The organism is Rhizobium lentis (assembly GCF_014200175.1).
Taxonomy (GTDB): domain Bacteria; phylum Pseudomonadota; class Alphaproteobacteria; order Rhizobiales; family Rhizobiaceae; genus Rhizobium; species Rhizobium mulingense.
In genome coordinates this window covers 1-18,757 of sequence record NZ_JACHBD010000011.1, presented here as the reverse complement: position 1 = coordinate 18,757, position 18,757 = coordinate 1, and the positions used below count along the sequence as shown (strand labels likewise).

19 protein-coding genes and 5 pseudogenes are annotated in these 18,757 nt (G+C 60.2%); 15 read left to right on the top strand and 9 right to left on the bottom strand.

Going from position 1 to position 18,757, the window contains the following annotated elements; all coding sequences use genetic code 11:
* Positions 1–791 precede the first annotated feature (791 nt).
* The 3 genes from GGI60_RS23565 to GGI60_RS23555 all read left to right on the top strand — a co-directional run bounded on the left by GGI60_RS23565 (position 792) and on the right by GGI60_RS23555 (position 2,281).
* Positions 792–1,046 carry a type II toxin-antitoxin system HicA family toxin gene (locus GGI60_RS23565; RefSeq protein WP_010053144.1) on the top strand — a complete coding sequence of 85 codons (255 nt, stop codon included), beginning with the start codon at positions 792–794 and terminating at the stop codon, positions 1,044–1,046.
* Positions 1,043–1,399, top strand: a complete 357-nt coding sequence (locus GGI60_RS23560; RefSeq protein ID WP_183919049.1) for a type II toxin-antitoxin system HicB family antitoxin — start codon at positions 1,043–1,045, stop codon at positions 1,397–1,399. Before GGI60_RS23565 ends, GGI60_RS23560 begins: the two co-directional genes overlap by 4 nt.
* A 516-nt stretch (positions 1,400–1,915) precedes the next feature.
* A complete protein-coding gene (locus GGI60_RS23555) occupies positions 1,916–2,281 on the top strand; it encodes a hypothetical protein (protein ID WP_183934855.1) in 366 nt (121 codons plus the stop codon).
* 344 nt (positions 2,282–2,625) lie between these two features.
* On the opposite strand, the gene GGI60_RS23550 is transcribed toward GGI60_RS23555, so the two are convergent.
* Positions 2,626–3,525 carry an AraC family transcriptional regulator gene (locus GGI60_RS23550; protein WP_183919076.1) on the bottom strand — a complete coding sequence of 300 codons (900 nt, stop codon included), beginning with the start codon at positions 3,523–3,525 and terminating at the stop codon, positions 2,626–2,628.
* 173 nt (positions 3,526–3,698) lie between these two features.
* Between GGI60_RS23550 and GGI60_RS23545 the strand changes: the two genes are divergently transcribed.
* From GGI60_RS23545 to GGI60_RS23530, 4 genes are all read left to right on the top strand, one after another.
* Positions 3,699–4,457 carry an SDR family NAD(P)-dependent oxidoreductase gene (locus tag GGI60_RS23545; protein ID WP_183919051.1) on the top strand — a complete coding sequence of 253 codons (759 nt, stop codon included), beginning with the start codon at positions 3,699–3,701 and terminating at the stop codon, positions 4,455–4,457.
* Positions 4,458–4,486: 29 nt separating this feature from the next.
* Positions 4,487–5,161, top strand: a complete 675-nt coding sequence (locus GGI60_RS23540) for a glutathione S-transferase family protein (protein ID WP_183919052.1) — start codon at positions 4,487–4,489, stop codon at positions 5,159–5,161.
* 28 nt (positions 5,162–5,189) lie between these two features.
* Positions 5,190–5,786 carry an isochorismatase family cysteine hydrolase gene (locus GGI60_RS23535; RefSeq protein WP_183919053.1) on the top strand — a complete coding sequence of 199 codons (597 nt, stop codon included), beginning with the start codon at positions 5,190–5,192 and terminating at the stop codon, positions 5,784–5,786.
* A gap of 65 nt (positions 5,787–5,851) precedes the next feature.
* Positions 5,852–6,184 (top strand): putative quinol monooxygenase, encoded by a 333-nt coding sequence (locus tag GGI60_RS23530; protein WP_246720473.1) that lies wholly within the window; start codon positions 5,852–5,854, stop codon positions 6,182–6,184.
* Positions 6,185–6,346: 162 nt separating this feature from the next.
* Here the strand turns inward: GGI60_RS23530 and GGI60_RS23525 are convergent, their stop codons facing one another.
* From GGI60_RS23525 to GGI60_RS23515, 3 genes are read right to left on the bottom strand one after another with little or no spacing between them, the layout of a single operon-like run.
* Positions 6,347–9,610, bottom strand: coding sequence for an error-prone DNA polymerase (locus GGI60_RS23525; RefSeq protein WP_183919054.1), 3,264 nt, complete (start codon positions 9,608–9,610; stop codon positions 6,347–6,349).
* A complete protein-coding gene (locus tag GGI60_RS23520; protein WP_183919055.1) occupies positions 9,610–11,124 on the bottom strand; it encodes a DNA polymerase Y family protein in 1,515 nt (504 codons plus the stop codon). Before GGI60_RS23520 ends, GGI60_RS23525 begins: the two co-directional genes overlap by 1 nt.
* Entirely contained in the window at positions 11,045–11,806 is a 762-nt protein-coding gene (locus GGI60_RS23515) for an ImuA family protein (RefSeq protein ID WP_183919056.1), read from the bottom strand. The genes GGI60_RS23520 and GGI60_RS23515 overlap by 80 nt, the downstream gene beginning before the upstream one ends.
* A 147-nt stretch (positions 11,807–11,953) precedes the next feature.
* Between GGI60_RS23515 and GGI60_RS23510 the strand changes: the two are divergent.
* Positions 11,954–12,240, top strand: a pseudogene (locus GGI60_RS23510) (hypothetical protein).
* Positions 12,237–13,328, top strand: coding sequence for a DNA polymerase IV (dinB, locus tag GGI60_RS23505; RefSeq protein WP_183919057.1), 1,092 nt, complete (start codon positions 12,237–12,239; stop codon positions 13,326–13,328). Before GGI60_RS23510 ends, dinB begins: the two are co-directional and overlap by 4 nt.
* On the opposite strand, the gene GGI60_RS23500 is transcribed toward dinB, so the two are convergent.
* The gene (locus GGI60_RS23500) at positions 13,325–13,822 is read right to left on the bottom strand and encodes an SOS response-associated peptidase family protein (protein WP_183919058.1); all 498 of its coding nucleotides are present in this window, start codon (positions 13,820–13,822) and stop codon (positions 13,325–13,327) included. The two genes, dinB and GGI60_RS23500, sit on opposite strands and share 4 nt — an antisense overlap.
* A gap of 56 nt (positions 13,823–13,878) precedes the next feature.
* Here GGI60_RS23500 and GGI60_RS23495 point away from each other — a divergent pair, with 56 nt between their 5' ends.
* Positions 13,879–14,469 (top strand): SOS response-associated peptidase, encoded by a 591-nt coding sequence (locus GGI60_RS23495; protein ID WP_183919059.1) that lies wholly within the window; start codon positions 13,879–13,881, stop codon positions 14,467–14,469.
* Here the strand turns inward: GGI60_RS23495 and GGI60_RS32805 are convergent.
* Both GGI60_RS32805 and GGI60_RS23490 read right to left on the bottom strand, forming a co-directional pair.
* Positions 14,455–14,637, bottom strand: a pseudogene (locus tag GGI60_RS32805) (sulfite exporter TauE/SafE family protein); the annotation flags it as partial. The gene GGI60_RS23495 and the pseudogene GGI60_RS32805 overlap by 15 nt on opposite strands.
* 84 nt (positions 14,638–14,721) lie before the next feature.
* Positions 14,722–15,090 (bottom strand): annotated as a pseudogene (locus GGI60_RS23490) (epoxide hydrolase); the annotation flags it as partial.
* 43 nt (positions 15,091–15,133) lie between these two features.
* On the opposite strand from GGI60_RS23490, the gene GGI60_RS23485 reads away from it, so the two are divergent.
* Positions 15,134–15,400, top strand: coding sequence for a hypothetical protein (locus tag GGI60_RS23485; protein WP_183919060.1), 267 nt, complete (start codon positions 15,134–15,136; stop codon positions 15,398–15,400).
* On the opposite strand, the gene GGI60_RS23480 is transcribed toward GGI60_RS23485, so the two are convergent.
* Complete coding sequence (locus GGI60_RS23480; RefSeq protein ID WP_183919061.1) at positions 15,391–16,350, bottom strand: LysR family transcriptional regulator; 960 nt, start codon at positions 16,348–16,350, stop codon at positions 15,391–15,393. The two genes, GGI60_RS23485 and GGI60_RS23480, sit on opposite strands and share 10 nt — an antisense overlap.
* 179 nt (positions 16,351–16,529) lie before the next feature.
* On the opposite strand from GGI60_RS23480, the gene GGI60_RS23475 reads away from it, so the two are divergent.
* Together GGI60_RS23475 and GGI60_RS23470 are read left to right on the top strand one after the other, a co-directional pair.
* A complete protein-coding gene (locus tag GGI60_RS23475) occupies positions 16,530–16,949 on the top strand; it encodes a nuclear transport factor 2 family protein (protein ID WP_183919062.1) in 420 nt (139 codons plus the stop codon).
* Positions 16,950–16,994: 45 nt separating this feature from the next.
* Positions 16,995–17,121 (top strand): annotated as a pseudogene (locus GGI60_RS23470) (PepSY domain-containing protein); the annotation flags it as partial.
* A gap of 107 nt (positions 17,122–17,228) precedes the next feature.
* Here GGI60_RS23470 and GGI60_RS23465 read toward each other — a convergent pair.
* Positions 17,229–17,915 (bottom strand): annotated as a pseudogene (locus tag GGI60_RS23465) (sulfite exporter TauE/SafE family protein); the annotation flags it as partial.
* 198 nt (positions 17,916–18,113) lie between these two features.
* Here GGI60_RS23465 and GGI60_RS23460 point away from each other — a divergent pair.
* Both GGI60_RS23460 and GGI60_RS23455 read left to right on the top strand, forming a co-directional pair.
* Positions 18,114–18,518, top strand: coding sequence for a hypothetical protein (locus tag GGI60_RS23460; protein ID WP_183919064.1), 405 nt, complete (start codon positions 18,114–18,116; stop codon positions 18,516–18,518).
* An 88-nt stretch (positions 18,519–18,606) separates the two neighbouring features.
* Entirely contained in the window at positions 18,607–18,756 is a 150-nt protein-coding gene (locus GGI60_RS23455; protein WP_183919065.1) for a hypothetical protein, read from the top strand.
* Position 18,757 lies beyond the last annotated feature (1 nt).

The window sequence follows — 18,757 nt, the reverse complement described above, 5'->3', positions numbered from 1 at the left end:
ATAAGACCTGCCGGCGCAATCATGAGAAAGTCAAATCACTCAATTGATCTCTTTCAGGATCGAGTGCGTTCTCGGAAACAAATGTCGCCTTGATATCGACCAAAGGTTCATGGAACTGATATAGACACGCATTTTAACCCTACAACTCTCTAGCGCGTTGTCAGCGGTCATGACTTGCCCTCAAGTTTTATCCAGCTTTGAGTTCGCTCCGCCAGTTTTTGGTTGCTGTATTTGGGGCGGTAGCGGCGGGTTGCAGTGCGGAGCCATTTCCGGCTCGCGGCACCGCATCACGCTAAACGGTTGCGCTTCATTCCCTGGTCCTCAATGGCCCAGAGCTTATTTCAAAATGGATTATTCAACGAGGCAAGGTCACCGCCGACGGCCGGATTCAGGTTCGCTTGAAGAGTATCGGAGAAATCAGCATAGCGGCGCCGTGAAAAGGATTTCCGTGGCCTTGCCGCGCTTAGGGCGGAATAGCCGCAGGAGCCTCAGCATAGCGGCCGTCAGGGAGGCGGGACGACTAGCCCGCTCATCCGTTCCGGATTTGTGGCTTTTAGCTATGCAGGCAATGTCTGAAGATGGCGGAAAAGAAGCATCTCATAAATTGCGGCCGCGTGAGACACCTTCGCCTTGAACCAGTTCGAACCACCGACCCGTTGATCTCGGCATCGAGAACCAAGCCTACCCGTGATTACGCCCGGCCACGCCGCACATTCGATCTTTGGGATGAATTTAAGATGATTGCTGAGTTTTCGCTTGCATAATCAGCAAGCGTCTCTATATTTGCTAGCATGAACAGCAAGCAGAGGAAGACTCTCGCGGCGGTCTTCAAGGACCCGGTCTCGGGAACCATTGAATGGGCCGCTATAGAGAATTTGCTTGTGGCTGCCGGAGCCGACCTCATTGAGGGGAACGGTTCCCGCGTTAAGTTTGAAAAAGACGGGATCATTGCGAGCTTCCATAGACCACATCCGGCCAAGGAAGCAAAGCGCTATCAGGTGCGCGATGCTCGCGAGTTCCTGATGCAGATTGGAGTAACGCCATGAACACCATGACCTACAACGGGTATCACGCTCGCATCGAATTCGACGCTGAGGACGATGTGTTTTTCGGCAGGATTGCAGGTATCTCCGATGTAATCGGCTTTCACGGTGACAGTGTCGCTGAACTCAAGAAAGCCTTCCATGAGGCAGTTGATGACTACCTGGAGACCTGCAGGAAAATCGGCAAAGAGCCTCAGCGACCCTATTCCGGGAAGATGATGTTTCGTGTCGCTCCCGAAGTCCATCGCCGAGCAGCGCTTGCTGCTGAGCTTTCGGGAAAGAGTCTGAACCAGTGGGCAGAAGAGGTGCTGGAACAGGCGGCCGACCATTATGCCGAGGCGCGCCTGCCGGCGTAGTTCCCTTCACCGGTACCGCCCATCGGCGTGTCCGATGAATTGGTGTTCCCTTCGATCCATTATGCGATCCTAGACGCACAAATCGGAAACAAGCACAGCACAACGCTCGTGTCAGCTGCAATGCAGAGCTCCCTTAAGGGATGAACAACACCCAACTCCATCCAATTGCGCTCAGACTCCAGCCGCAGCCGATTCCGACGGTTCGGCTCACGATCTCGAAGCGTCAAGTCTGCGCGCCCATTGGCTTGCCGCATTCGCGGCCACCCAGCAAGCGAGCGTGCGAGGGGACGCGTGCCTCAGGGAAAAATTTTGGCTCCCTCGGTGGGTCCAAGATGGCTTGCGTGTCGCCCTCAAAGAACGGAACCAGGCAAGGTAGGCGCCCTGCTATTATGCGAGGCGAGGTCGATTGAGCGGATGGGCGGCAATCAAATCCAAAGACTTCACATGTAAGGCCGTGTTTCTCTGAGTGTAGGACTTAGGCGGTCGCTCGACGCCGGCTTAGCTTTGAGGGGAATGATGAAGGTCACGCTGTTTAACGCCGGAACAATGCCAGCCCTGCTGAATCGCCTTATTGGCGACCATGATGAAATCCAGATCGCAGTAGCTTGGGGATACAATGGGAAGCTGGCCGATCGATTGATGGAAAACAAGGTTTTGCATCTCCAGTGCTTCAAGGGTCGAACCTCGCGTCTCCAGTCGCTGGAGACGGTCTTGAAACGCAGCTTTCTTCTCATCAGCAGTCGCGTGATCGCTGGCGTTGAGGAACTGCCACGCGTTTGCGTAGATCGGAGAGGACGCGGTCCAGGGTATCACCGCGAAAGGCCGTCAGCTCATCGCAGACGCTGGCGCGATGCTCGATCTGTCGACTTCGCTCGCGCATGATGACTGAGCCAGCACCTAGGCTCGCTGCAGTTCCAAGCATGGCGGTCGCGACGAGCCTGACCTATAAGCAGTCCGTTATCGAGGGGAATCGCAAAGCGTGGCTGCTTTCAGACACGCGCGTTGATGGGCTCTACAAAGCGTGCAGCCGAAGCAATTCCGGCCTACGGTATGGATTCGTTCTCGATAAAGGCTAAGCGTGCGCCGTCTGCACAAGGCAACCTTTTTAACAAATAACAGAAACGGGTGGCAGACTGTCAAAGTCCACGTGCGGCTGGCCATGGCGGGAAGAACACAAGGTTCGCTAAACAGCATGCACTCGATGACATCGAAACTGACAGTGATCTTTAACTGATAATCTGATCGCCGATCGACTCCCTGATCCTGCGCACGTCGCGGACGGGCGGAGCCCCGAATTGCCGCAAATATTCGCGGCTGAACTGAGAGGCGCTTTCATAGCCGACCGCATAGGCGACGTCGGAGGCACTATGGTCGCCAGCGAGCAGCAACTGGCGTGCTTCCTGAAGGCGTAGCTGCTTCTGATACTGGATCGGGCTCAATCCAGTCAGCGCGAGAAAGTGTCGATGCAGGCTTGCGCGGCTCATGCCAGCGGCGTCGCACAGTGCCTCGATCCGCAGCCGCGTGTTGCCATGGTCGCGAATCCATTCAACCGCGCGGCGGATGCCGCCGATCGCGCCTTCCGGGCGGGCGATGTGGCGCAACAGTCGCCCCTGTGAGCCTTGTAGGAGACGATAGAGCAATTCGCGCTCGGCCAACGGCGCGAGCGCCGGGATGTCCGCAGGTGTGTCGAGCAAGGCCAGCAGTCGCAGCAGCGTGTCGCGCAGCGGCGGAGTCATCGGGTTGATCGCGATGCCACTGCCTGGAGCGTCCGCGTCGCGCGCCGCCGGCATCGTCGATGCGACCTCGGCGAGAAGTGCCGGATCGAGTACTAACGAAACCGCCACATAGGGACTGCCGTCGTCGGCGTCATGGATCTGTCCGCTTAAAGGCAGATCGAGTGCACTGACCAGATATTGGGACGCGTCGTAGCGCAGCACGTCGTCGTGGATGGCCACCTCTTTCGATCCCTGCAGAATAAAGCAGATCATCGAGCGGTAGAGACACGGTGACGTCTCCGAGGTCGCTTGCCCCACGCCGATTACCACGCGCGGGATCGGCGTCAGGGTCATTCCGGTCCGTCCGTGGCGGAGCGCGAGATCGCGAAGGGGCTGTAGGTTACCGGTCATGCCGAAGAATATGACATCAATCCTCACGCCTGCAAAGAGCCTGAGACAATCAGGCAAGCAATTGAGAGCATCAGGCGGGGCGTCGGACACAGCAATCGCCTATCTGACTGGCAGCGAATGCCACGCCTCAGCGGCGTGCCGTCCGGAAAATCAAAATCACAAGGAACGTAGCCATGTCTCAGAAGATCGCACTCATTACCGGCGCCAGCCGCGGCCTCGGTCGCAACATGGCGCTGCATCTCGCCAGGCGTGGTGTGGGCGTCATCGGCACCTACCGAAACAGCGCCGCAGAAGCCCAGTCACTGGTTGAAGAGATCGAAGCCCTGGGCGGAAAGGCGGCAATGCTGGCGCTCGACGTCACTGACACGGCAAGCTTTTCCGGCTTCGCGCAGGCGGTCACCCACACGCTGGGGACCACGTTTGGCGTCGACCGGTTCGACTATCTGGTGAACAACGGTGGTGAGGGCCTGTATGTAATGGTTGCCGACGCGAGCGAGGACCAGTTCGACCAGATGGTCGACATGCACCTGCGCGGGCCGCTGTTTCTGACCCAGAAGCTGCTGCCGCTGATCGTCGACGGCGGGCGCATCCTCAACGTCTCTACCGGCTTTGTGCGGACGACCATGGCCGGTTATGGCCTCTATGCCGCCGCCAAGGCGGCGATGCAGACGCTGACCAAGTTCATGGCGGTCGAACTGGGCGCTCGTCAGATCCGCGTCAACGCGATTGCGCCGGGCGCCATCGCCACTGACTTCGGCGGCGGCCGGGTGCGCGACGACAAGCAAATCAATGACTTTGTTGCCGGCAATATCGCGCTCGGCCGCGTCGGCCAGCCCGACGACATCGGTGGCGCGGTCGCAGCCATCCTGTCCGACGATTTCGGCTGGGCCAACGGCACGACGTTCGACGTGTCGGGCGGCCAGTCGCTCTGATCTCCATTCCACCACATCGAGACACCGTCATGACCGAGAAAAACCTCACTCTCGTCAGCCACCCGCTGTGCCCATTCGTCCAGCGCGCCGCGATCGTCCTCCTCGAAAAGGGGGTGGCCTTCGACCGGGTCAACGTCGACCTATCGGCCAAGCCCGGCTGGTTCCTGGCCTTGTCGCCGACCGGCAAGGTGCCAGTGCTGAAGGTGCGCCAGCCGAACGGTGAGGATGCGATCCTCTTCGAAAGCGTCGTGATCTGCGAATATCTAAACGAGACGCAGGGTGGCGCGGCGATGTATCCCGACGATGCATTGGTGCGTGCCCGGCATCGCGCCTGGATCGAATTCGCCACCCAGACCTTTGCGGAGGGTTGGCAGTTCCTTCACGCCAAGGACATGGCGACCGCCGACGCCAAGCGGGCCGCCTTCCATGATCGGCTATGCAAGATCGAGGCCGAACTAGGCGACGGCCCGTATTTCGCCGGGGCGGATTTTGGTCTGGTCGATGCGGTCTACGCACCGCTGTTCCGCTATTTCGGGATCATCAATCCGGCCGTGGCGGACCCGATCTTCGCTGGCCTGCCACGCGTGACCGCATGGCGCGCGGCACTTGCCGAACGACCCAGTGTCAAGAACGCTGTGATCGACACCTATCCCGATCTGTTTCGCGAGCACCTGCGCCAGCAAGGCGCGATGATCGCCGCCTGACCCTAACAAACATCCCAGGAGTTATACCATGACCGACGCATCCAAGAGCGCGCTGATCCTAATCGAATATGTCAACGACTGGCTCTCGCCGACCGGTGGCATATATCCGGCGTTTCAAGATCGCGAGCAGGTCGACACCGCCGTCGCCAATTCGAAGATCACTCTCGAAGAGGCCCGCCGTCGCGGCATGCACGTGATCCACGCCTCGCTGAAGTTCGAGCCGACCTTCAAGGTGCTTGGCGAGGCCAAATATGGCCTGCGCAAGATGATGCGTGACTACGGCTCGTTTCTGGGCGAGCAGGCCGATTTCTTCCCCGGCTTCGAGCCGGCGGCGGGCGAACATGTCGTTCGCGAACGCGCCGGCGGCAGCAGCGTCTTCGTCGGAACCACGCTCGACGGCTATCTGCGCAACAACCGCATCGATGAGATCTACCTGTCGGGGTTTTCGCTGCGACAGTGCGTCGAGTCTTCGATGCGCAACGCGCACGACCTCGGCTACCACACCAACGTCATCTACGACGCGTCAGCCGGCTATACCCGGAAGCAGCAGGACGACTTCGTTGCTGAGATCGCACCCTTTTATGCCAACGCCATCACCGCGCAGGAGTTCGTGGCGAAGGCATAATCCGTCGCTGGACCCGGCCCGGTTATGGGCCGGGCTTCTGTTGGCCGTAGATGCGAGGCGATACGATGATCGGGATGATGGTCGAACTCACAGTCGCGCCGGGTAACACCGACGCATTTGAACGCGCCTTCGCGGTCCAGGCCGCTGCGGTGCGCGCCAATGAACCGGGTAGCCGCCTGTACGAATTGTTCAAGTCGAGCACCCTGACGGACAGCTACACGCTAATCGAAATCTACGACGACCAAGTCGCGCTCGCGGCACACCGGACATCGTCGCACATGGCTGCAAATCGACCGCTGACCGCGCTGTTCCTCGCTGACCGCCCACTATGCACGCATTCGAGGTCTTGCCACACTCCCCATGACTATGTCGATAGCAGCAGGCGGACACCAGAGTGAACCGGGCGCGGAAGAATTCGTTGTCTGCGCGCGCGTCCTCCCCGCCCATGAGGTATCGCCTAGGCGACCCATGTCGCGGCGAGGCAGCTGCGCATGAAAGGCTGTATTGCGCCGAACGCGTTTAACCCAAGACCCCGCGATTGCAACAGGCGATTAGCCAGTTTACTGAAAATTCCGGCTCTTGATCTTCAGCGTATCGATATGAAGATCCGGCACGAACATGTCCCTCGCCCGAACGCCCGGAGGTGCTTTTTCGCGTGAATCGGGACTGCTCGCCGAGCCATGGGCGAACTCGTCGCCGCGGCCGGTTGGCGGATAAAACGTACCGTCACGCCCGGCAAGCCCTGACAGGTCGGCCGAAAGGTCGAAGAGCTGCTGGGCGACCAGGTGAACCACCTCGCCTTCTCGCTGGATCTTGCCGTTAATCGCCATCATGCTGGCGCCGAGCACGACCCGACGCGACCGCTCGAACAGCTTTGGCCAGACGACGACATTGGCAATGCCGGTCTCATCCTCGATGGTGATGAACATCACGCCCTTTGCCGAACCCGGCCGCTGGCGCACCAGCACCAGGCCGGCCGCCATCAGCCACTGGCCGTCGCGGGCCGTCATGGCCTCGGCACAGGTGACGATCCGGCGCTTGGCAAGGTCGGCCCGCAGGAATCTCAATGGGTGCTCGCGGAGTGTCAGCCCGACGTGACTGTAATCCTCGACGACGTTATGCCCATCGGTCATTTGCCTGAGCTCGACTTCCGGCTCCTGCTGCTCGGCGACTGCCCGCGCCTCGCGTTCGGCTGCGGCCGTGAACAGAGGCAGCGGCTGGTCGCGTAGCGCCTTGATCGCCCAAAGCGCATCGCGTCGTTCGAGTCGCAATGACGCCAGGAAGGCGTCGGCCTCGGCCAACTCGACGAGGGAGGCCACGGGCACACCGGACCGGCGCCACATGTCATCCACCGATGCGAACGGCTCGTCGGCGCGCGCGGCGACAATGCGTGCGGCGTCGGCGGTCGCCAAACCGCGCACCAGACGCATGCCAAGCCGTACCGCGTGCCGGTCCGTGCCTTCCACCTCCTCGAGCGTGCAGTCCCAGCGGGAGCGGTTGATGCAGACCGGTCGCACCTCGACGCCGTGTTTCTTCGCATCGAGTACGATTTGTGCCGGCGCATAAAACCCCATCGGCTGCGAGTTCAACAGAGCGGCGCAGAAGACGTCCGGGAAATGGCATTTAATGTAGTTGCTGGCATAGGCGATCAGCGCGAAGGAGGCCGCATGGCTTTCGGGAAAGCCGTAGCTGCCAAAACCTTCCAGCTGCGAAAACGTCTTCTCGGCAAACTCCTTTGTGTAGCCGTTTCGGATCATCCCGCTCACAAGCTTGTCCTGGAATCGTGAGACGCCGCCGGTGAACTTGAAGGTCGCCATGGATTTTCGGAGCTGGTCGGCTTCGCCGCCCGTGAACCCCGCACAGACCATCGCCACCTTCATCGCCGACTCCTGGAACAGCGGCACGCCGAGCGTCTTGTGGAGGACCGCCTCCAGTTCGGGCGTCGGATATTCAACCTTCTCCTTGCCTTCGCGGCGGCGCAGATAAGGATGGACCATGTCGCCCTGGATTGGCCCCGGCCGGACAATCGCCACCTGGATGACGAGATCGTAGAAGGTTTTCGGTTTCATGCGAGGCAGCATCGACATCTGCGCCCGGCTCTCGATCTGGAAGGTGCCCAATGTGTCGGCCTTGCGGATCATTGCATAGGTCGCCGGATCCTCGTGCGGGATAGTCGCGAGATCGAGATCGTGGTGCCTGTGCTCGCCGATAAAGGCAAACGCCTTGGCCATGCAGGTCAGCATGCCGAGCGCCAATACATCGACCTTCATCATTTTGAGCGCCTCGACATCATCCTTGTCCCATTCGATCACCTGGCGGCCGGCCATCGCCGCCGGCTCGATCGGCACGAGATGATCCAGCCTGTCATGGGTCAGAACAAATCCACCCGGGTGCTGGCCGAGATGCCGCGGCGCTCCCATCAGCTGCTGGGCAAGCCGCAAGGTCAAGGCGAGACGACGGTCGTCCGGATTGAGGCCGAGTGCGCGCAGCTGTTGCTCGCCGACCGTTTCCGACCAGGACCAGATGCCGGAGGAAAGCGCCTTGATCAGGTCCTCGGGCAGGCCGAGCGCCTTGCCGACGCCGCGAATGGCGCCTTTGGCACGATAGCGGGTCACCGTCGAGCAGAGTGCGGCCTTGTGATGGCCGTAGGTCTTGTAGATCCATTGGATCACCTCCTCCCGCCTTTCGTGTTCGAAATCGACATCGATGTCGGGTGGCTCGTCCCGCTCCTGGCTGACGAAGCGCTCGAAGAGGAGGTCGTTGGTTTCCGGGTCGATCGAGGTGATGCCGAGCACGTAGCAGACGGCGGAGTTGGCCGCCGATCCCCTGCCCTGGCAGAGAATGCCCTGCGACCGGGCAAAGCGGACGATGGAGAAGACCGTCAGGAAATACGGGGCATATTTCATCGTCTCGATCAGGGACAGCTCGTGACGGATCGTCTTTTCGACATGCGTCGGCAAGCCTTCGGGATACCGCGTCTTCACGCCTTCCCAGGTATAGTGTTCCAGCGATTGCTGGGCGGTCATGCCCGGGATCAACGCTTCCTCGGGATATTGATAAACGAGCTCCTCCAGACTGAACCTGCAGCGCTCGACGATTTCGATCGTGCGTGCCAGCGCTTCCGGGTAGCGGGGAAACAGACGCGCCATTTCATCCGGCGGCTTTAGATAGCGGTCCGCGTGCCGCTCGCGCTCGAAGCCGACATCGTCGATGGTGGTGCCGGTGCGGATGCAGGTGACGACGTCCTGCAGCTGCCGCCGGCCGGGCTCGTGAAACAGCACGTCATTGGTGACGACCGTCTTCACCCGGTGCTGCGCCGCCAGGTTCGACAACTCGTGCAGCCGTAGCTGATCGTTCGGGCGCCGGCGAAGGCAGAGCGAGACGTAGGCACGGCCGCCGAAGACATCCGCCATCTTCCTCAACTGCACGGCGCAGACCTCGTCGGCCAGATCCGGTACGAGAATGCCGATCAGGCCTTCGGAATAGTGCGCCACATCATCGAGATGCAGGATGCAGTTGGCTTTGCCACCCCGGCCCTTGCCCAGCGTCAAGAGCCGCGTCAGCCGCGAATAGGCATCGCGGTCGGTGGGATAGACGAGCATCGACATGCCGTCAGCCAAATCGAGCCGGCAACCGACGACGAGGCGCAGGCCGGTGGCGCGCGATGCTTCCAGCGCCCGGACGATACCGGCCAGGCTGTTGCGGTCGACGACGCCGAGCGCCTCGATGCCCATGAGTTTGGCGTTCGCGAAAAGTTCTTCCGCCGAGCTTGCGCCGCGAAGGAAAGAGAAGTGGGTGGTGACCTGCAGCTCGGCGTAGCGCATCAGGCAAACACCCCATGCAGGAACCACTTGCGCGATCCGGTATCGGCGTCGACGCCATCGCCGGACCGGAAAATCCAGAAGCGCTCTCCGGCATCATCCTCGACGACGAAATAGTCGCGAACGGCAACCCATTCCGAACTGCGCTGCCACCACTCTCCAAAGATCCTCTCAGGGCCGTCGGCGCGCTTTACCCGGCGCCGCTTTCCACGCCAGGTAAAGGAGACCGGCGGATGATCCGGCAGCAGGGCAATCACCTCGATGGTTTCCGGATGTGGCAAAAGCCTGGATGGCCTCGGCCAATGGAGCGGCCAGGTGGTGCCGACCTCGTCGGCCGTCGGGGCGATCCGCTGGACGCTGCGTTCGGGCACATCGCTTGCGACAGGCGCGACACGGAAGATCCGCTGGCCGCCGCGGTTTCCCAGCACGTCGATCAGCGGCGTCACATCGGTGATCCGCTCTTCGATCAGCGAGGAAGCCGATTGCATCTCAACAAGCGGTTCGGCGATGATGGCCGCGAGGCTCAGCTTCTCGATGCCGAAGCCCGGCTCGATCTTCTCGATCCGATCTCGGAAGAGTTTTGTCAGCCAGGCGACGTCGCGGACCGGCTTGGCCGTGCCCGCCCGGAGCGACTGGATCTTGTTGTCGACGCGGTGAACGATGAGGTCGGCGCGCCGCACACCAAGCCCTCGCTTCTCGAGCTCAAGACAGAGCTGCCGCACCAGACGGCTAACATATTTCTCGATGGTCTCCGCTGCCCCGATCGGCTCGGCAAAGGATTTCTGGACCTCGACGAGGTCCGCCGGCCGGATCGGATCGATGGGCTCGGCGAGCCGGCCGAAGATCTGGTTGAGGCGGCGTCCAACCTCGGACCCGAAACGCAACGTCAGCGGTGCCCGCGGTGTCGCTGCCAGATCGCCGACGGTGGCGAAGCCGAGCGTGCGGAGACTTCCGACGATCTCGGCCGGCAGCCGCAGCGAGGACAGCGGCAAACGGTTTACGGCCTTGGCGGTCTCGCCGCGCGGGATGATAACCGTCTCGCGATCCATTGACCGGGCGAGCGCATGCGCCGCACCCCAGCTGTCGGCGATCGCCGCTCGCGCCGAGAGACCCCGGCCGCGGAAACGGTTGACGAGACCGGAGAGCATCAGGTCCTCGCCGCCCTGCAGATGGTCGGCGCCTTCGGTATCCATGACGATGCCATCAGGGGGATCCATGGCAACGACGGGAGAATATTGCGACAAGGCCCAGAGCGTCAGCCGTTCAAGTGTCGCGAGGTCAGCCGCCGGATCGGCGTCGATCATCGCCAGCCCCTGGACCAGCGCCTGCGCCTTGGCGGCGGGCATGCCGACGCGCAGTCCGAGTTTGTGAGCTGCCGGATCGGCCGCCGCCACCCATCGCTTCGACCCGCTCCTGGCGATTACCACCAGCGGCGTGTCAGGATTGAGCGAAGGATCGGCGCGCCTGATCCGGTCGGTCGGCAGTGTCGGAAGAAAGACAGATACGACCCTTGCCATCACTTGCTCCGATAATGAATTCTCCTCCCTCGCCTGCCCTGACCCGCATGAGCTCCGCCAGCCAGCGCGCGCGACCGATACCCGGCACCGGAAGCGGCTCGGACGGCAGCACCGAGATCCGCCAGCGGGTTGCCGCGGCCGTCGGCATACCAAAATCGGAGGCTTCCGTCTGGCGCCGCCAGCGGCGGATCACCAGGCCCAATGTGCCGGACTTTTCCGCTGCAAGCTGGAGCCGGCGCGATGCTGTAATGGGCAGGCGCACCAGCTCAGCGACGACCGCGCCGAGGCCGCCATAGCGCAAGGCCTCTTCGAAGCTCGCCAGCACCGTCTCTTCCTTGTCGCATTCGACGAAGATGACGCGGTCGGGGTGAAGCCCGGCCTGGGCGAGTGCGGGAAAGAACAGGTCGAAACGCGTCAGGCACCAGACGACCTTGCCGGTGGTACGGGCCGCAATCCCGCCGATGAAGAGGGCCGCGGCCGCTCCGTCGATCGCGCCGTTCCCGCCGCCGGCCACTTCATGCAGCGCGCCGTAGGCCAGGCCACCGCCCGGCAGCCGCGCATCGATCTCGCCAACGCCGAACGGCAGGACACTGCGACGGCGCGAACCCACTCCTTCCAGGCTGGCGATTTTTTCGCGCAACCCATTGAGAACGGCATTCGAAGTGGCGACTGATGCAGTCATGATCTCCTTGCGGCAGCCCGTTTTGACTTGAGAAAATGCGATATGTTCTTTATTTGTTCTCAAAGCAAAAACGAGTCAATGCACAGGAAGCGCGCTGAAGTTGAGGCGGAGGAGGGCCTGACGAATTCCATGAACGGATTCAATTCGATGGCTGAATTAGGAATTTTTTCGCATGGCCCGACGGAGCCGTTGAATGATTTGATACTGAAGGATTATCGTGAGCCGGTTATCGAATTCATCTGTCAGCGATGTGACCGCCATGGCACGATCGAGCGCAAGCTGTTGGTGAAAGCGTTCGGCGGCGGTGCGAGCTTCGCGGTACTCCGCCGGCGGATGGCCATGGGTTGCGCATGCAAACGCCGGAAGGTGACAAATGCGGCGCGCACTTCCCATGTCTGGCGGACACAGATGGTCCCGATGGAAGTAAGTCATGACAAACGATGAAGGTCACGAGCGGCCGCGCAAGATCGTCCATGTCGACATGGACGCCTTTTATGCGTCAGTCGAGCAGCGCGATAATCCGGAACTGCGCGGTAAGCCAATCGCCGTCGGTGGATCCGCCGCTCGCGGCGTGGTAGCGGCGGCGAGTTACGAGGCGCGCAAATTCGGCGTTCACTCAGCCATGCCGTCGGTGACCGCCAAGCGAAAGTGCCCGGACCTGATTTTCGTGCCGCCGCGCTTCGACGTCTACAAGGCGGTGTCGCAGCAAATCCGGGAAATCTTTGCGGAATACACCCCGCTGATCGAGCCGCTGTCGCTCGATGAAGCCTATCTCGATGTCACCGAGAACCTGAAAGGCATGGACATCGCCACCGAGATCGCGCTGGCGATACGCGCCAAGATCAAAGCGGTCACCGGCCTCAACGCATCGGCGGGTATTTCCTATAACAAGTTCCTCGCCAAGATGGCGAGCGACCTCAACAAGCCCAACGGCCAGGCGGTCATCACCCCGAAAAACGGGCCGGCTTTCGTCGAAGCCCTTCCCGTCAAGAAATTCCATGGCGTGGGGCCGGCAACAGCCGAAAAGATGCACCGGCTGGGGATCGACACTGGTGCCGACCTCAAGGGAAAGACGCTGGAATTCCTGGTGGATCATTTCGGGAAGTCCGGTCCCTATTTTTACGGCATCGCCCGCGGCATCGATGAGCGCCAGGTCAAGCCGAACCGGGTACGAAAATCCGTCGGAGCCGAAGATACCTTCTCGCAAGATCTCCATGCCTACGAGCCGGCGCGCGAAGGGCTTCTGCCGCTGATCGAAAAGGTGTGGGGTTATTGCGAGGCCAATGGGATCGGCGCCAAGACGGTGACCCTCAAGGTCAAATATGCCGACTTCAACCAGATCACCCGCAGCAAGACTGTTCCCACTCCTCTGGCCGCGATCGCCGACCTTGAGGAGATCGTCGGCCTGCTGCTGGCGCCGATCTTTCCGACCCGAAAGGGCATGCGCCTGCTCGGTGTCACCCTCTCCTCGCTGGAACGGCGCGCCGCTTCAACGGAGCCGCAGCTGCGGTTGGCGCTTTAGATCGCCAGGAGGGGCTGAGCGGAGGCGCCAGCCCGGCGCTTGACCCGGAATGTCCCCGCCGGAAGCGGCCGCAGGATTTCCTCTTCGGCAACAGTTCCATCGAGCCACGCCATGCGTTGGTCCCGTGTCAGCACTGCCATCTGCCTGTTATGGAAGGGCGCGATATCGGCATTCGCTTCGATGGTAAGGATGGCATAGGCTTCCGGCCAATCCTCAGCCGCCGGCCGCCAGATCCCCGCGAAATAGAACCAGTCGCCATTGGCGAGCGCGAAGCTGAAGCTTCTATGGCGAAACTCCGAAGCTGGGATCAGGCAGCGGTGCGTCGGGAAGCTCCGTCCTTCCGATCGGACGACGTTTGCGGCGCGCGGACCGCCATCGCGGGGACGCAGCCCCCATGGCAGCTCCACCATCTCCACATCGCCGTCATGGCGTCTTATGATGACGCGGCGCTCATCGAGCGGGGCGTCTGGCTGGAAAACCTTCGCGCGCATCATGGACAGAACATATCAGGAACAATTTTTCGAAGCAACCAACCTGTCATGGAGGACGCATGTGCAATGATTATCGGCTGATGGTGGATGCTGCTTCGATCGCGAAGGACTTCGCCGATGTGAAGATCAAGATCCGCTTTGGTGAGGGCATACCGAACCTCGAAGCGCGCGAGGACATTAAGATTACCGACGTCGGCCCAATCATCCGGACGATCGATGGAGCCGGCGATGAGGCCGAGCTCGTGCAGCGGCGCTGGAGTTGGCCCGGACCAAACAAACGCCCGGTGTATAATTTTCGGTCGGAAGGTCGGGAGTTCGCTTCCAATCGCTGCCTGATCGTCGCCGACGGCTTTTACGAGTTCACCGAACCACAGGATCCAAAGAAGAAGCGCAAGGACAAATGGCTGTTCACCAAGAAGGATGAGCCGATCTTCTGCATCGCCGGCATCTGGCGCGAAACGCCGGAGATTGGAGAGGCCTTCACGATGCTGACGATGGCGCCGGGACCGGATATCGCGCCCTACCACGACCGGCAGATCGTCATCCTCGAGCGCAACGCATGGGCCAACTGGCTCGATCCGACCGTTTCGGCAAAGTCGTTGATCAGGCCGCTTGCCAAAGGCACCCTCGCTGTGAAGCAGGTTGGGTAATACCGGGCGCGGCAGCAATATTGCCTCGCTCCAACGGTTTGTTTGCCGGTTCCGGAAAGCCGTATAGCGGAGCGCGAACAGGTCCATCGCCACAAAAAGCGGGGCAAGTAGGCCGCCAGCCGTCACCGGATCGATCACGATCGAGAGCAGCAGAATGCCGGTCAAGGCGACCAGGATTGTAGTAGCAGGTAAGTTCCACGAATGCCTCGATAGTCGACGCCCAGCATATCCTGCCGGGCGTCGCCGTTTTCCTCAACGCAGCGGACGGAAGGTTCCGCGCAGTTCTTCAGCCAGAACCTGTGGCTGTTCCCATGCGGCAAAATGGCCGCCCTTGGAAAGCCGCTTGTAGTGGATGAGCTTGGGATAGGCCTTTCGCGCCCAGCTTTCCGGCGCGGTATAGATCTCGTCCGGAAATGCGCTCACGCCCATCGGCAGCTCGACTCCTTTCGGCTGAAAGAAGGCAAGCTTGCTTTCCCAGTAGAGACGCGCCGAGGAGACTGCGGTGTTGGTAAGCCAATAGAGCGTAATGTTGTCGAGGACATCGTCACGCGTCAGCCCTTCATCGGCGCCATCGAAGACGCGCGTGATCAGGTCGCGGCTACGATCATCGTGATCGAGCATCCCGAATATGCCGGATCTTCGATACGGACACCCCGGATTGCGCATGTCCTTCAAAACGATCCACGCTTCGAGAGGACTTGAAGCGGCTCACGTTATTCTACTGAACGCCGACAGCCGTCCCGGAGGATTTCCCTCCGAAACCGTCGATGATCCGCTGCTGATCTTGGTATCCCCAGACGAGGAAGGGTTCGAATATGCCGGAGAGCGGCGCGTCATGTTTCTGATTTTGTCGAGCTCTGACATTACTAGTTTCCAAAGCTGGGCCTCTATCCGTGATTTACGGGTTGCACCCAGTTTTCGTCACGAATGAGTCCGTCTCCTTTTCGAAGGGGCTTCTTTCGTTCGCAGTGTTATCATTTTTTCCCGCGCGATCCCTATCAATTGCATTGTGATCCCAGAGTGAGCCCGCCCTCGGTGCAGCATCAACTGGTTCGTTGCATTATCAAAAGCGGCGTCTATCAGGGAGATCCTCTTTATCTCCGCAGCAAACAGGAATGTCCCCGCCGAAGCCGGCAGAAACGTAATGCCGATGTTTTTCTCGACATAGGACTTTAACAGCTGGAGGGAGCTTGTCTCGAACTGAATCCTCGGCGTTATCCCTTCATCGTTTTGAAACCGCGTCATTGCTGCTCGAATACCTGACGATTTCGAATGCAGCGCAGACGGATAGTCGGTGAGCTCGCTTAGATAAGCCTCACCTTTACCCGCCAGCGGATGGCTTTGATGCACATAGGCGCATAAGGGGTCTGAGCACTCAGCAACGATTTCGATTTCGTCGTTCCGATTGGCATTATAGGCGATCGCGACATCGGCACGGTTTTCAAGGAGGTCCTTGATGATTTCTTCGGTTGTTCCAATCGCGACCTTTACCCGTATGCCAGGACGAGCGAGCATGAATTCCGCCAAGACGGTTTCCATCATGTCCTGAGCGAAGCCTTCACCCGTACTGATGGCAATTTCCCCGCTCTCCAGCCCCTCATGCTCGGAAATCTGGTGAAGAACCTGGCGGTCACGCTTGTTTCGGTCCTTCAGGTATTTTGCCAGCAGATCAGCTGCCGGTGTGGGCTTCGACCCTCGCAGGTCTCGATTCAAAAGCGGGTATCCAATCTGGTGCTCGAGAATTTGGATCTTTCTGCCGATTGCCGATGGCGTCAGCCCCAGGGCCTCGGCAGCGGAACGCAATGATCCATGCTCATATACGCAGAGAAAATAAAAAACCGCCCGTTCGTCCAAACCGACAAAGTCGTCTCGATCTGCCATGTTCTTCACCGTCAAAGAGCTGTTTTGGTTTTGCCACAATTGCCTCGAAGACACTTTCGCAACGCGGTGGCGTGAACCATTCGGGAAGCGTGTCGACCGCCGTTATACAGGGTGTTGCTTCCTTTGAAATAGCGAGAAACAATCACGCAGGCTATCTTTCCTGCGACTGATTTCGACACATGATCAAGGCTTTATTTATGTCTGAACAACGTGAGACGTCTCAAGATGCATTGCCGCGCCCTGTCGCCGACTATGTGACCGCATATAACCTCAAGGATATCGACAGAATGGTCGAACAGTTGGATGGCGGCGTATCGTTCCTTCATGTAATGAGCGGAGAGACCACGCACGCGCTGAAAGGACGCGATGCCTTTGCGGAACTCGCACGGTCGAGCGCCTCCATGTTCAAATCACGCCGCCAGAAGGTCGTATCATCGTCGACAAGAGATGGCAGGACCGTGCTTCACGTCCAGTTTAACGGTGTTATCGCTTCCGATTTGGCAAACGGCTGGGTAGCGGGTCAGGAGATTGACGTATCCGGTGTGTCGATCTTCACGGTGGCGGGTGAAAAAATCACCGAAATCATCGATGTCGCATGAGCCGAGTGGACGGCTGAGCCCAGCCGGTGTCACCGACCATCTGCACCGGCGCGTCGGGTGTTCTGGCGCGACCTGCACGCTGTGACAGGGGCATTCGCCGGCATCCTGATCTTTTTCCTCGCCATCACTGGCATGCCCTGGTCGGCTACTGGGTGCGAACGCCAATGTCTGGCGATCGGCATTCTCGATAACGGCGGGCAAGCTGGCAATCTGGATCGGGAAACGAGAGAGTTCTTCCCCAATACCGTAGACCCAGCTTCCTAGGTGCCCCCGACCTACTCAAAGATAGGCTCGGGAAAAGAACACCGCCGTCGTCAAAACGGCGACTGCAAGAGTGAGCGCTCGTACGACTGATGATGGCTGCCTGCGTCCGACATGCGCTCCGATCCACCCGCCGATAACCGCTCCTAACGTCATGGAAATGCACTGTTGCCACACGATAGGCTCGGCCAGTATGAAGACGACTACGGCAACTGCGTTCGCGGCAGTTACCATCACCATTCTTGTCGGATTCAGGCTCTTGATGTCTCCGCCCCCGAGCGCGCTCCACGCCGCGAGCATCATGAGACCCACTGCGCCCCCGAAATAGCCGCCATAAAGCCCCAGCAAGAACTGAACTATTGCGAATGCAAAAGCATTCGCACGCGTCTGCGTCCGAAGCTGGGCGCTGAGTCTTGAACCTGCAGCAAGCATCAATGTCGCCGCCAGCAACAGCCATGGCAGGATGCCATCGAATACGCTGGATGGGGTTAGAAGCAACAAAACGCTTCCGGCCACACCACCCACCACCGTCACGGTAGCAATAGGAAAGACATTGACGCCGCAAACACTCTTAACACCGTCACGGTAAACCCACGAACTCGCCAATCCGCCAGGAAACAACGCTAAGGTGCTCGTCGCATTTGCGGCTACTGACGGCACTCCGACTGATATCAACGCAGGGAGAGATACAAATGACCCCCCGCCCTAACGCTTTATAAGAGAAAGCGGGCCCGCTGATGTGGATACAGGCGACGTTGGTATATGCGGCCGCGTTTCTTTTCAGGATCGGTTCGGCGATCAGGAGCTCAGCGACCTGCCGCATCAGGGCGCGAACAGAATGCCGCATTGAGCTTTGCCGTGATTGCCGCTATCAGGTTCGTCGCGCCTTTGCGGCGGGGAACAATGAAACGCTATCTGACGCAATTCGAGCAATGGGCGGTGCGCACTCTGTGCGCCGTTGCTCTGTTGTTCGTCGGCTTCGCGCATCAAGTTCCTGCTCTGAGCGCTGACGCGGGTGTTCCAAACCTTACCGAATATACGCTTCCCGATGGAACGGTCCCTACGCTTTGCGTGAGGATCACTGACGAGGCGGGGAAGCAGCATGACACGGCAGCGCATTTCCGAGGCTGCGAAGCCTGCCGCATCACAGCCTCCGTGCTCCTGCCGACGCCGACGGATCTCGTCGGCTCACCGATGCTGCTGGCAGCGACTGTCGAGCTCCCTCGCAAGGCCGAAGCCTTCCATCGCCAGCTCTTTCCGCGCAATATTGGCCCTCGCGCGCCGCCTTCCGATCCGATTCTTGCCTGACCCCGCGTTGCGGTAGCGCCGTGACGCGATCCTTTTATGTCGGACGGACTGCCTTGACGCAGCCGTCCGCGGATTCGGATCAAATTCCATGTCGACCATCATCGCCGCCGAACCGGCGGACAACGCCGCAAGCGGCGTGCCGCTCTTCCTTCGCCGCAGCCTCGAACGCAGATCGCGCTTCCGCATCGGGAACAACGCCACTCGCCGCGTCCAGGCATACCTTTCAGCTTGGCATTGAT

Bases quoted from the DNA above. Each gene is read 5' to 3' on its own strand.
- GGI60_RS23455 (WP_183919065.1), top strand. From the start codon at position 18,607: ATGTCGACCATCATCGCCGCCGAACCGGCGGACAACGCCGCAAGCGGC.
- GGI60_RS23555 (WP_183934855.1), top strand. From the start codon at position 1,916: ATGAAGGTCACGCTGTTTAACGCCGGAACAATGCCAGCCCTGCTGAAT.
- GGI60_RS23485 (WP_183919060.1), top strand. From the start codon at position 15,134: ATGTCCTTCAAAACGATCCACGCTTCGAGAGGACTTGAAGCGGCTCAC.
- dinB (WP_183919057.1), top strand. From the start codon at position 12,237: ATGACAAACGATGAAGGTCACGAGCGGCCGCGCAAGATCGTCCATGTC.
- GGI60_RS23480 (WP_183919061.1), bottom strand. From the start codon at position 16,350: ATGGCAGATCGAGACGACTTTGTCGGTTTGGACGAACGGGCGGTTTTT.
- GGI60_RS23475 (WP_183919062.1), top strand. From the start codon at position 16,530: ATGATCAAGGCTTTATTTATGTCTGAACAACGTGAGACGTCTCAAGAT.
- GGI60_RS23565 (WP_010053144.1), top strand. From the start codon at position 792: ATGAACAGCAAGCAGAGGAAGACTCTCGCGGCGGTCTTCAAGGACCCG.
- GGI60_RS23520 (WP_183919055.1), bottom strand. From the start codon at position 11,124: ATGGCAAGGGTCGTATCTGTCTTTCTTCCGACACTGCCGACCGACCGG.
- GGI60_RS23500 (WP_183919058.1), bottom strand. From the start codon at position 13,822: ATGATGCGCGCGAAGGTTTTCCAGCCAGACGCCCCGCTCGATGAGCGC.
- GGI60_RS23460 (WP_183919064.1), top strand. From the start codon at position 18,114: ATGAAACGCTATCTGACGCAATTCGAGCAATGGGCGGTGCGCACTCTG.
- GGI60_RS23535 (WP_183919053.1), top strand. From the start codon at position 5,190: ATGACCGACGCATCCAAGAGCGCGCTGATCCTAATCGAATATGTCAAC.
- GGI60_RS23550 (WP_183919076.1), bottom strand. From the start codon at position 3,525: ATGACCGGTAACCTACAGCCCCTTCGCGATCTCGCGCTCCGCCACGGA.
- GGI60_RS23545 (WP_183919051.1), top strand. From the start codon at position 3,699: ATGTCTCAGAAGATCGCACTCATTACCGGCGCCAGCCGCGGCCTCGGT.
- GGI60_RS23530 (WP_246720473.1), top strand. From the start codon at position 5,852: ATGATCGGGATGATGGTCGAACTCACAGTCGCGCCGGGTAACACCGAC.
- GGI60_RS23495 (WP_183919059.1), top strand. From the start codon at position 13,879: ATGTGCAATGATTATCGGCTGATGGTGGATGCTGCTTCGATCGCGAAG.
- GGI60_RS23525 (WP_183919054.1), bottom strand. From the start codon at position 9,610: ATGCGCTACGCCGAGCTGCAGGTCACCACCCACTTCTCTTTCCTTCGC.
- GGI60_RS23515 (WP_183919056.1), bottom strand. From the start codon at position 11,806: ATGACTGCATCAGTCGCCACTTCGAATGCCGTTCTCAATGGGTTGCGC.
- GGI60_RS23560 (WP_183919049.1), top strand. From the start codon at position 1,043: ATGAACACCATGACCTACAACGGGTATCACGCTCGCATCGAATTCGAC.
- GGI60_RS23540 (WP_183919052.1), top strand. From the start codon at position 4,487: ATGACCGAGAAAAACCTCACTCTCGTCAGCCACCCGCTGTGCCCATTC.